Annotated in this window: 9 protein-coding genes; 3 read left to right on the forward strand and 6 right to left on the reverse strand. The window is 70.0% G+C overall.

The window, feature by feature from the left end:
* Nucleotides 1-1,143, reverse strand: a complete 1,143-nt coding sequence (locus tag ACWCPW_RS41735; protein ID WP_449766841.1) for an acyl-CoA dehydrogenase family protein — start codon at nucleotides 1,141-1,143, stop codon at nucleotides 1-3.
* A gap of 215 nt (nucleotides 1,144-1,358) precedes the next feature.
* Here ACWCPW_RS41735 and ACWCPW_RS41740 point away from each other — a divergent pair, with 215 nt between their 5' ends.
* Nucleotides 1,359-2,525 (forward strand): acetyl-CoA C-acetyltransferase, encoded by a 1,167-nt coding sequence (locus ACWCPW_RS41740; RefSeq protein WP_449766842.1) that lies wholly within the window; start codon nucleotides 1,359-1,361, stop codon nucleotides 2,523-2,525.
* 93 nt (nucleotides 2,526-2,618) lie between these two features.
* Here ACWCPW_RS41740 and ACWCPW_RS41745 read toward each other — a convergent pair whose 3' ends face one another.
* From ACWCPW_RS41745 to ACWCPW_RS41765, 5 genes are all read right to left on the reverse strand, one after another.
* Nucleotides 2,619-4,820 carry an MMPL family transporter gene (locus ACWCPW_RS41745; RefSeq protein WP_449766843.1) on the reverse strand — a complete coding sequence of 734 codons (2,202 nt, stop codon included), beginning with the start codon at nucleotides 4,818-4,820 and terminating at the stop codon, nucleotides 2,619-2,621.
* Between the two features lie 200 nt (nucleotides 4,821-5,020).
* Nucleotides 5,021-6,112, reverse strand: coding sequence for an NAD(P)H-dependent flavin oxidoreductase (locus tag ACWCPW_RS41750; protein ID WP_449766844.1), 1,092 nt, complete (start codon nucleotides 6,110-6,112; stop codon nucleotides 5,021-5,023).
* Entirely contained in the window at nucleotides 6,109-6,882 is a 774-nt protein-coding gene (locus ACWCPW_RS41755; protein ID WP_449766845.1) for a CoA-transferase subunit beta, read from the reverse strand. The genes ACWCPW_RS41750 and ACWCPW_RS41755 overlap by 4 nt, the downstream gene beginning before the upstream one ends.
* A complete protein-coding gene (locus ACWCPW_RS41760; RefSeq protein WP_449766846.1) occupies nucleotides 6,879-7,748 on the reverse strand; it encodes a CoA transferase subunit A in 870 nt (289 codons plus the stop codon). Before ACWCPW_RS41760 ends, ACWCPW_RS41755 begins: the two co-directional genes overlap by 4 nt.
* Before the next feature lie 104 nt (nucleotides 7,749-7,852).
* Nucleotides 7,853-8,611: an enoyl-CoA hydratase family protein gene (locus tag ACWCPW_RS41765; RefSeq protein ID WP_355533169.1), complete on the reverse strand. Its 759-nt coding sequence runs from the start codon at nucleotides 8,609-8,611 to the stop codon at nucleotides 7,853-7,855.
* A 216-nt stretch (nucleotides 8,612-8,827) separates the two neighbouring features.
* Between ACWCPW_RS41765 and ACWCPW_RS41770 the strand changes: the two genes are divergently transcribed.
* Nucleotides 8,828-9,631, forward strand: a complete 804-nt coding sequence (locus ACWCPW_RS41770) for an SDR family oxidoreductase (RefSeq protein ID WP_449766847.1) — start codon at nucleotides 8,828-8,830, stop codon at nucleotides 9,629-9,631.
* A gap of 4 nt (nucleotides 9,632-9,635) precedes the next feature.
* Nucleotides 9,636-10,286: a TetR/AcrR family transcriptional regulator gene (locus ACWCPW_RS41775; protein WP_449766848.1), complete on the forward strand. Its 651-nt coding sequence runs from the start codon at nucleotides 9,636-9,638 to the stop codon at nucleotides 10,284-10,286.
* The last annotated feature ends 168 nt before the right edge of the window (nucleotides 10,287-10,454 follow it).

Consider the following 10,454-nt stretch of genomic DNA (forward strand, 5'->3'; position numbering starts at 1 on the left):
CTACTTCGCTCGGGGCAGGCCGAGGATGCGTTCGGCGATCGTGTTCCGCTGGATCTCGTTGGTGCCGGCGTAGATCGGCCCGCCGAGCGCGAACAGGAAGCCGTCCAGCCAGCCGCCGTCGCCGTCGTCCAGCTCGCCCGCCTCGCCGAGCAGGCGCAGCGCGGTCGCGTGCAGCTCGACGTCCATCTCGGACCAGAAGACCTTGTTGATCGAGGAGTCCGCGCCGATCGCGCCGCCCGCCTGAAGCTTGGTGACGGTGCCGAAGGTGAACAGCCGGTACGCCTCGGCGTCCATCCACGCGCGCACCACCGCGTCCCGCTCGGCCGGGCGCGGGTCCCGCCGGTACAGGTCCAGCAGCCGGTTCGCCGGCGCCACGAAGCGGCCGGGGCTGCGCAGGTTGAGCCCGCGCTCGCTGCCGGTGGTGGCGATCATGATCTTCCAGCCCTCGTTCACCCCGCCGAGCACGTCGGCGTCGGGCACGAAGACGTCGTCCAGGAAGACCTCGGCGAAGCCGGGCTCCCCGTCCAGTTGCGGGATCGGCCGCACGGTCACGCCCTCGGCGGCGAGGTCGACCATGAAGTAGGTCAGGCCGCGGTGGCGCTGCGCGTCGGGATCGGTGCGGAACAGGCCGAACAGGCGGTGTCCGTAGGTGCCGCGCGAGCTCCAGATCTTCTGCCCGTTCAGCAGCCACCCGCCGCGCTCGTCGTCCCGGTCGGCGCGCGAGCGCACGTTGGCCAGGTCGGAGCCGGCCTCCGGCTCGGACCAGCCCTGGACCCAGATCTCCTCGCCGGAGGCCATCTTCGGCAGGTAGCGGTTCTGCTGCTCCCTGCTGCCGAACTCGAAGACGGTCGGCGCGAACAGGAAGATGCCGTTCTGGCTGACCCGGCCGGGGGCGCCCGCGCGGTAGTACTCCTCCTCGAAGATCAGCCATTCGGTCAGGCCGGCCTCGCGCCCGCCGTACTCCTTCGGCCAGGACACCACCGCCCAGCGCGCGTCGAAGAGCTTGCGCTCCCACGCCTGGTGGGCCGTGAAGCCCTCCCGCGTGTCCATCGACGGCAGTGGCTCGGCGGGCACGTTGGCGGCCAGCCAAGCGCGCACCTCCCGGCGGAACTCCTGCTCCTGCTCGGTGAATTCGAGATCCACTGGGCGACTCCCTCGACGGGTGTGAGACCGAGGACACACAGGTCGAAACCCGGTCGGACACGGGTAGCATAACTGACGGGTCGTCAGGTTAGCTGTTGCACGCGGTGTGGCGACACCGTAAGCGGCGTGCGATCGGACACGCGGGCGGGCTTTTCGGCCCACCGGGGTGCGAGCGCGATCGCCGGCCGAACACACGAGGATCAAAGGGGGCCCCAGTGGCCGAGGCATACATCGTCGACGCGGTCCGTACGCCGGTCGGTCGCAAGAAGGGCAGCCTGGCCGGGGTGCACCCGGCCGACCTGGGCGCGCACGCGATCAAGGCGCTGGTCGAGCGCAGCGGGATCGACCCGGACGTGGTCGAGGACGTGGTGTTCGGCTGTGTCGACACGATCGGCCCGCAGGCGGGCGACATCGCGCGCACCGCGTGGCTCGCGGCGGGCTACAGCGAGGCGGTGCCCGGGGTCACCATCGACCGGCAGTGCGGCTCCTCCCAGCAGGCGATCCACTTCGCGGCACAGGGCGTGATGTCCGGGACGCAGGACGTGGTCATCGCCGGTGGCGTGCAGAACATGAACCAGATCCCGATCGGCTCGGCGATGACCTCGGCCGTGCCGCTCGGCTTCTCCGACCCGTTCTCCGGCTCCAAGGGCTGGGTGGCGCGCTACGGCGACGAGCCGGTCGACCAGTTCCACGGCGCCGAACTGATCGCGAAGCGGTGGGACATCTCCCGCGAGGAGATGGAGCGCTTCGCGCTCGCTTCGCACGAGCGCGCCCTGCACGCGATCGACAGCGGCTTCTTCGAGCGCGAGATCGCGCCGATCGACGTGGACGGCACGCTGGTCTCGGTCGACGAGCCGCCGCGCCGGGGCACCACCTTGGAGAAGATGGCGGAGTTGAAGGTGCTGATGGAGGGCGGCCGGATGACCGCCGCCGTCGCGTCGCAGATCTCCGACGGGGCGGCGGCGCTGCTGATCGTCTCCGAGGGCGCGCTGAAGCGGTACGGCCTCACCCCGCGCGCCCGGGTCCACCACATGAGCGTGCGCGGCGCGTCCCCGATCGAGATGCTCTCCGCGCCGATCCCGGCCACCGAGTACGCGTTCGCCAAGTCCGGCCTGGGCATCGACGACATCGACGCGGTCGAGATCAACGAGGCGTTCGCCCCGGTCGTGCTGTCCTGGATGAAGGACATCAAGGCCCCGCACGAGAAGGTCAACCCCAACGGCGGCGCCATCGCCCTGGGCCACCCGCTCGGCGCCACCGGCGCCCGCCTGATGACCACGCTCCTGCACCACCTGGAGCGCACCGGCGGCCGCTACGGCCTGCAGACCATGTGCGAGGGCGGCGGCCAGGCCAACGCCATGATCATCGAACGCCTGGGCTGACCCGGCGTCGGATCGCGCGACGCGAAACGCCGAAGGGCGCGACCACCGGGTTCGGTGGTCGCGCCCTTCGGCGTTCGCGGGGGTCGCTCCGGGTCAGATCTGCCGCTGGTACACGTGCGGCTCGTACTCGGCCGGGTGCTGCGGCGCCGCGTGCTGCGGGGCGTGCACCCGGGGGATGCGGCTGGGCCACCAGTTGGCCCGGCCCAGCAGGGTCATCAGCGAGGGCAGGATCACGATGCGGACCACGATCGCGTCGATCAGGACCGCGGCGGCCAGGCCGATGCCCATCTGCTTCATGTCCAGCATGCTCAGCGTGCCGAAGACCACGAACACCGAGACCATCACGATCGCCGCGCTGGTGATCACGCCGGCCGAGCTGGTGATGCCCCTCTCGACCGCGGCCTTGGTGGACATGCCCTGCATGGCCGCCTCGCGGATCCGGCTGACCACGAAGACGTGGTAGTCCATCGACAGGCCGAACAGCACCACGAACAGGAACAGCGGCAGCCAGGAGATGATCGCGCCGCTGGAGTTGAAGTCCAGGATCCCCTCGGCCCAGGTGTGCTGGAAGACCACGACCAGGAAGCCGAAGGAGGCCAGCGCGGAGAGCAGGTTGATCCCGATCGCGGTGAGCGCCACGACCACCGAGCGGAACGTCACCGACATCATCACGAAGGTCAGCAGCAGCACGAACGCGATCACCAGCGGCAGCTTGTCCTGCACGTGGTCGGCGAAGTCCTTGTTCGCGGCCGTCTCGCCGGAGACCGCGAACTCGGCGCCGGAAACCTTGCCGACGGTGTCCGGCAGCACGCTCTCGCGCAGTTGCTTCAGCGCCGCCTTGGCCTGCGTCGAGCTGGAGATGTGCGGCACGGTCACGTCCACCTTGAACGCGCGCCCGTCCTTCGAGACCAGCACCTCGACCGGGTCCTGGGTGAACAGCGGGTTGTTCCGGGTCTGCGCGACCGCCCGGTCCAGCGCGGCACGGGTCTCCTTCTCCTTGCCGACCGGAGCCAGCGCGACCAGGTTGTACGGGCTGTGCTTGCTCGGGTAGGCCTCGGTCATCCGGTCGTAGGTCTGCATCGTGGACATCGAGCGCGGGAAGTCGTCGCTGGAGGTGTTCTGCAGCTTCATCCCGAAGGCGGGCAGGGCCAGCGCGCCCAGGGCGATCACCGACACCGCGAGGGTGATGGCGGGGTGGTTCAGCGCGGGGCGCAGCAGCGCCTTCCACACCCGCGGCTCGCGGTCCTCGCGGGCGGTCAGCCGCCACAGGATCGGGATCCGGGGCCGGTCGATCCGGTTGCCCAGCTTGGCCAGCAGCGCGGGCAGCACGGTGAGCGAACCGATCATGGCGACCGCGACCACGATGATGCCGCCGGTGGCCAGGCTGGAGAAGACCGCGTCGTCGGCGATGTACATGCCGGCCATCGAGACGGCCACCGCGATCGCGGAGACCACCACGGCGTGCCCGGAGGTGGCGGCGGCGATCTCGATCGCGTCGATCCGGCCGCGGCCCTTGGCCCGCTCCTCCCGCTCACGCTTGACGTAGAAGAGCGAGTAGTCGACGCCGACCGCCATGCCCATCATCATGATCACGCTGGAGACGGTGCCCGAGTCGGGGAAGACCGAGGAGGCGAGGCCGTACAGGCCGATCGAGGCGCCGACCGCGGAGATGGCCAGCAGCACCGGCACCGCGGCGGCGATCATCGCGCCGAACGCGACCATCAGGATGACCAGCGTCACCGGCAGGCTGAACAGTTCGGCCTGACCGAGGTCCTTGCCGATCTGGTCCTGGATGCCCTTGCCGATCGACGCGTCGCCGATCTCCTCCACCCGCAGGTCCGGATGCGCCTTCTGGACGCTCGCGGTCGCCTTGAGCAACGGGTCGATGTGGTCCTGGGCCTTGTCCGCCGACCCCTTCATGGTGAGCGGGACCAGCAGCGCGCGACCGTTCTCGGCCGGGATCGGCGCGGCGACGTCGGCGACCTCGGGCAGCGCCCGAAGCTTCGCGGTGACCTCGGCGGCGACCTTGTCGGCCGCGGCCCGGTCCAGCGTGCCGTTCTTCGCGGTGATCAGCACGTTCTCGCTCGCGGCGGCGTCCAGGCCGTACTGCCGGGAGATCTCGTCGGCCCGGCCGGACTGGCCGTTGCCCATGTCCGCGTCGGTGGTCTTCTCGGTCCCCGCCAGGCCCCCGACGACCAGGCAGATGGCGACGAACGCGATCCACATGGTGATCGCCCGCCACGGGTGGGTGGCGCTCCATCGTGCGACGCGAACGGTCGCCGGCTGCTTGGCCATTGTCAGGTCCCCTCGTGTTCCACTGCGTGTCCCGCTGACAGTTCGAGTCTGTCGGCGCGACGTTCGCGGAACACTGCGCCGGGACCCCGATCCGGGGTGGGTCCAGACCCACCCCCGGGTGGGCGCGGACACCGTGCGAACACGACGCCGGCACCGCCCGGGTGGGGCGATGCCGGCGTTCGCGGGAGGCGGGAGGGCGGTCAGACCCGGGTGGACTCCAGCTCGTGCAGGATCCCGCTCGCCTGCTCGACGATCCGGGTGATCAGTTCGGCGCACGAGGGCAGGTCCTCGATCACGCCGACGACCTGGCCCGAGGCCATCACGCCCAGGTCCGGACGGCCGTCCACCATCGCGGCCTTGAGCAGCATCGGGGTGTTCGCCGCCATCAACACCTGCGGCCAGCTCAGCCCTTGCGACTTCTTCATCGCCAGGCCCTCGCGGACCATGTCGGTGAGCCTGGTCCCGCTGAGCTTTTGGAACCGCACCGCGTTGGCGATCGAGCGCGGATAGCGGGCGAGCACCGAGCGCTGTTCGAGCCGCTTGACGAAGTCGGTCGCCAGCACCCGGTGCGGGACGCCGTCGACCTCCTTGGACACGATCGTGCCGTTGACGTCGGTGGCCAGGTAGACGTCCTTGACCGCGTGCCCCACCGGGCTGTCCGAGGTGAGCAGGAAGCGGGTGCCCATCGCGATCGCGTCCGCGCCGTACGCCAGCGCGGCGACCAGGCCGCGCCCGTCGAAGAAGCCGCCGGCCGCGATCACGGTGACGCCGCTGCCCCGCAGGACGTCGGTGACCTGCGGCAGCAGCAGCGTGGTCGGGATCGAGCCGGTGTGCCCGCCGCCCTCGCCGCCCTGCACGATCACACCGTCGACGCCCCATTCGGCGACCTTCTGCGCGTGCCGCTTGGCGCCGATCGAGGGCACCACGAGCATGCCCAGGTCGTGCGCCCGCTTGATCAGGTCCTTCTTCGGGGCCTGCGCGAACGAGGCGACCCTGACGCCCTCACGGCCCATCAGGTCGATCCGCTCGGCCGCGTCCGGCGCGTCCGCGCGCAGGTTGACCGCGAACGACTTGGCGGTGCTCCGCTTGACCGCCGCGATCGCCGCGACCAGCTCCTCGTAGGTCATCGTGGCCGACGCCAGGATGCCCAGCCCGCCCGCCTCGGCGGTGGCCGCGACCAGTTGGGGGTAGGACACGTACCCCATGCCGGTCTGCACGATGGGGAAGTCGACGCCGAACCTCTCGGTGAACGCGTTGCGCAGCGCCGGGTGCGTGCCGGCCGCGGCGCTCACGCCGGCACCTCGCGCGTGCGCATCCCGCGCGGGTCGAGCACGTCCCGCACGATCCGCAGCTCCTCGTCCGTGGGCACCCGCGAGGTGGGCACCTCGCTCGGGATCACCAGCTCGAAGCCGGTCGCCTCGACGACCTCCTCGACGCTGACGCCGGGGTGCACCGAGCGCAGCCGCATGACCTTCGCGTCGGTCTCGAAGTCGAGCACGCACAGGTTGGTGACGACCCGTCGGACCTCGTGGAAGCGCCCGGCGGAGCCCACCTCGGCGGCCCGGTCGTAGCCGACGCAGGAGACCATGTCCACCTTCGGCGTGAGCACGCGCGCCGAGTGTTTGGGGATCCAGTAGCTGGTGGTGTGGTTGATCGTGTTGCCCGGCCCGCCGCGCGATCCGAGCACCTGGCGCTTGGGCTTGGCCCAGTCGCCGATCGCGGAGATGTTGGCGTTGCCGTGCCGGTCGATCTGCACCGGGCCCATCATCACGTGCCGCCGACCGGAGGCGAGCACGTCCAGCACCTGGCGGTAGGGAATCCAGCCGACGACGGCGAACTCGTCCGGCGTGGCGCCCAGTCGGGCGTCGCCCTCGAAGAAGTACGACTCGCCGTTGGAGAGCATCAGGTCCGGTTCGAACGTCGCGCGGGCCAACCGGGCGCCGATCGTGGGCACGGCGCCCATCGGGCTGCCGATGATCTCGCCGTCGCCGCGGAAGCAGTCCGCGACGGCCGCGACGCACACGTCGGCCCGGGTGGCCTCGATCAGGGTCTCGGTGCTCACTTGGCCGTCTCCTTCTGGAACTCCGCGACGGCGGCCTGATATGCCGCTTCGTTCTCCACCTCGAGGAATCGCCGCTCGAACGCGGCCCACGCCTCCGGGTCGGCGGCAGCGGTGACGTACGCCTTCTGGAACGCCTCGTCCCGGCCGTACTCCGGCGGACACTCGGTGAAGTGCGCGCCGTTCGGCGCCTCGACCACACCGTGCGTCATGTAGCGGTGCACGGTCAGCGTGTGCACACAGCCGGCCGCCTTGAGCAGCTCCTCGCTGGGCACCACGCGCTCGGCCGAGACGTACGCCTTCTCGGCCGCGAGGCAGAACAGGTCGTCCATGAACTGGTCGGGGCCGGTCAGCGCGGCGTTGCCGCGCTCGTCGGCGACGTTCGCGTGGATCAGCGCGACGTCCAGGTTCAGCGCGGGCATCGCGACCAACGTCTCGTCGCCGTACGGCGATTCGATCGTCCTCAGGTGCGGCGAGACCTTCAGGATGTCCGAGCCCAGGCCCGCCCGGGTGGGCAGGAACGGCAGCCGCTGGGCAGCGGCGCGCAGGCCGGTGAGGAACATGCCCTCGTCGTACTCGACCGCCTCGACCAGGCCGTTCTCCCGGACGTGGCGGAAGTTGGGCTCCAGCGGGATCGAGTCGAGCGACACGAAGGCGTAGACGAGCTTGCTCGCCTTGCCCGCGCGGGCCAGCAGACCCACGTCGGGACCGCCGTACGAGACGACCGTCAGGTCTTTGAGGTCGGACCGCAGGATGGCCCGGACCAGGGCCATCGGCTTGCGCCGCGAGCCCCAGCCGCCGATGCCGACGGTCATCCCGTCGGAGAGCTGTGCGACGACCTGATCGGGCGTCATGCGCTTGTCAGCCATGGATGGTTGCTCCCGTATCTACTTCGAGGTGTCCGCTTCGCGACCCTCGGTACCGTGCTCACCCGGGGGACAACCCCCGGACCCCCGGCAAGGGGTCGTGGCGGTCACTTGGAGGTGTCGGCCTCGCGACCCTCGGTGAAGGCGTCGCGCAGTTCGTCCGACACACCGGTCAGGTTCAGTTCGAACGTGAAGCCCTGCTCGTAGCGGTACGAGCGCTTGACGTCGACCGGGTCGATGCCGTTCAGCGACGCCTTCGCGGCGCGGATGACGGTCGGGCTCTTCGCGGCGATGGCCCGAGCCACCTCGAACGCGGTCTCGACCAGCTTGTCCCGGTCGACCAGCTTGTAGATCGAGCCGTACGCGTGCAGTTCCGCCGCGGGGGCGTTCTCCGACGTGTACACCATCTGTCGCATCCGGTGCTGCGGGACCAGGCGAGCCAGGTGGGTGGCCGCGCCGAGCGCGCCCCGGTCCACCTCGGGCAGGCCGAAGAACGCGTCGTGCGACGCGACGATGATGTCCGCGTTGCCGACCAGCCCGATCCCGCCTCCCACGCAGAAGCCGTGCACCGCCGCGATCACGGGCACCTCGCAGTCGTACACGGCCGCGAACGCGTCGAAGCAGCCCTTGTTGGCCGCGACCAGCGCGTCGAAGCCCTCGGTGTTCGACATTTCCTTGATGTCGACGCCGGCGTTGAAGCCGCGCCCTTCGGCCCGGAGCACCACGGCCCGGACCTGCGGGTCGCGGCTCGCGTCGCGGAGTCGGTCCGCGAGCTCGAACCAGCCGGCGACGGTGAGCGCGTTGACGGGGGGTGCGTCCAGCACCACCTCGGCAATGCCCTCACGCACCTCGTAACGGATAGCCATGGCAACCAGATCCATTCGGCCGCGTGCGTCGGATCGGCTGATCACGTACCCGTGTACCGGCGGGTGCGGCCGACGCGGCCGTCCGGTCGTGAGAGGCACATCACCACCCGATCTGACTGATCGTCAGATTTCTGCCACCATAGTTGACCCCGAGCGACCCACGCCAGACGGACCGAGCGTGGCGCCCACGACACCGCAGCCCGTCAGGAGCAGGCCATGACGTCCTCCCCCAACCCGCTCGACATGAGCGGACGCGTCGTTCTCGTCACCGGTGGCGGCAAGGGGATCGGACGGGGCATCAGCGAGCGCTTCCTGGCCGCCGGCGCCGACGTCGTGGTCTGCTCGCGGCGCGAACCGGAGACGCTGCCGAGCGCCGGCGGACGCACCGCGGCGTACACCCCCGCCGACGTGCGCGACCCCGACACGGCCTTCGCCGCAGTGCAGTTCGTCGAGGAGCGCTTCGGTCGACTGGACGTGCTGGTGAACAACGCGGGCGGCGCGCCGCAGACCGACGCGGCCACCGCGTCGCCCCGGTTCTCCAAGGCGATCATCGAGCTGAACCTGCTCGGTCCGCTCTATTTCGCCCAGGCCGCCCACCGCTTGATGCACCGTCAAGAAACCGGCGGGGTGATCGTGAACATCTCCAGCGTGAGCGGCGTGCGCCCTTCGCCGGGCACCGCGGCCTACGGCGCGGCGAAGGCCGGGATGAATTCGCTCACCCGATCGCTCGCCGTCGAGTGGGCTCCCAGGATCCGACTCAACTCGGTGATCGTGGGCCTGGTTCGGACCGAACAGGCCCACCTGCACTACGGGGACGAGGCGGGCGTGCAGCGCGTCGCGGACACGATTCCACTCGGTCGGATGGCGGATCCGTCGGACGTCGCGGACGTTTGCCTGTTCCTCGCGTCGCCGATGTCACGGTACGTCAGCGGAGCGGAACTGCTCATGCACGGCGGCGGGGAAATGCCCGCTTTCCTCCGTGCGGCGGACAGCGAAACCGATCATGCGCCCGTAAACTGACGGCATGACAGGACAAGTTCGCACCGTCGACGGCCGCGTCGCCGGGCGACGCGGACAGGCGACGCGGCAAAAGCTGCTCGACTGCCTCCGCGAGATGCTCGACACGTCTCCGTACCGGGACGTCAAGGTCATCGACGTCGCCCGTATGGCAGGCACCTCTCCCGCCACCTTCTACCAGTACTTTCAGGACGTCGAGAGTGCGATCCTCGAGATCGCGAACGACATGGCCAAGGACGGCCAGCGTCTGAAGACTCTCGCCGAGGACCAGAGCTGGGCCGGCAAGGGCGGCTTCGCCGCCGCCGAGGCCCTGGCCGACGGATTCCTCGACTTCTGGCGGGACTACGAGCCGATCCTTCGCGTCGTCGACCTGGCCTCCGCCGAGGGCGACAAGCGCTTCTACAAGGTGCGCCAGAAGATCCTGACGGCGGTCACCGGTTCGCTGACCGAGGCCATCGAGAACATGCAGGCCAAGGGCAAGGTCGGCGACGACGTGCACCCGAACGCGATGGCGGGCACCCTGGTCGCGATGCTCGCGGCGGTGGCGGGGCACCAGAAGGGCTTCGAATCCTGGAACATCAAGATGAAGGACGTCCGTCCGGCGCTGTCCACGCTGGTCTACATGGGCGTCACGGGGAAGAAGCCCCCGACGCGTTAAGCCTGTCGGCGAGCGGGAGCCCGACGAACGCCCCGGCCTGCGGCCGTGTTGTCCTCGAGCGCCGGACGGGCGGGGTGTGAGCCCCGCCCCGGGCGGACGGGAGAGGACACCGCGGAACTACCCTATCACGCACTATATTTTGGTTTTCTCTGTGTTGGGTGTTTTTAT

Source organism: Embleya sp. NPDC001921, assembly GCF_053594475.1.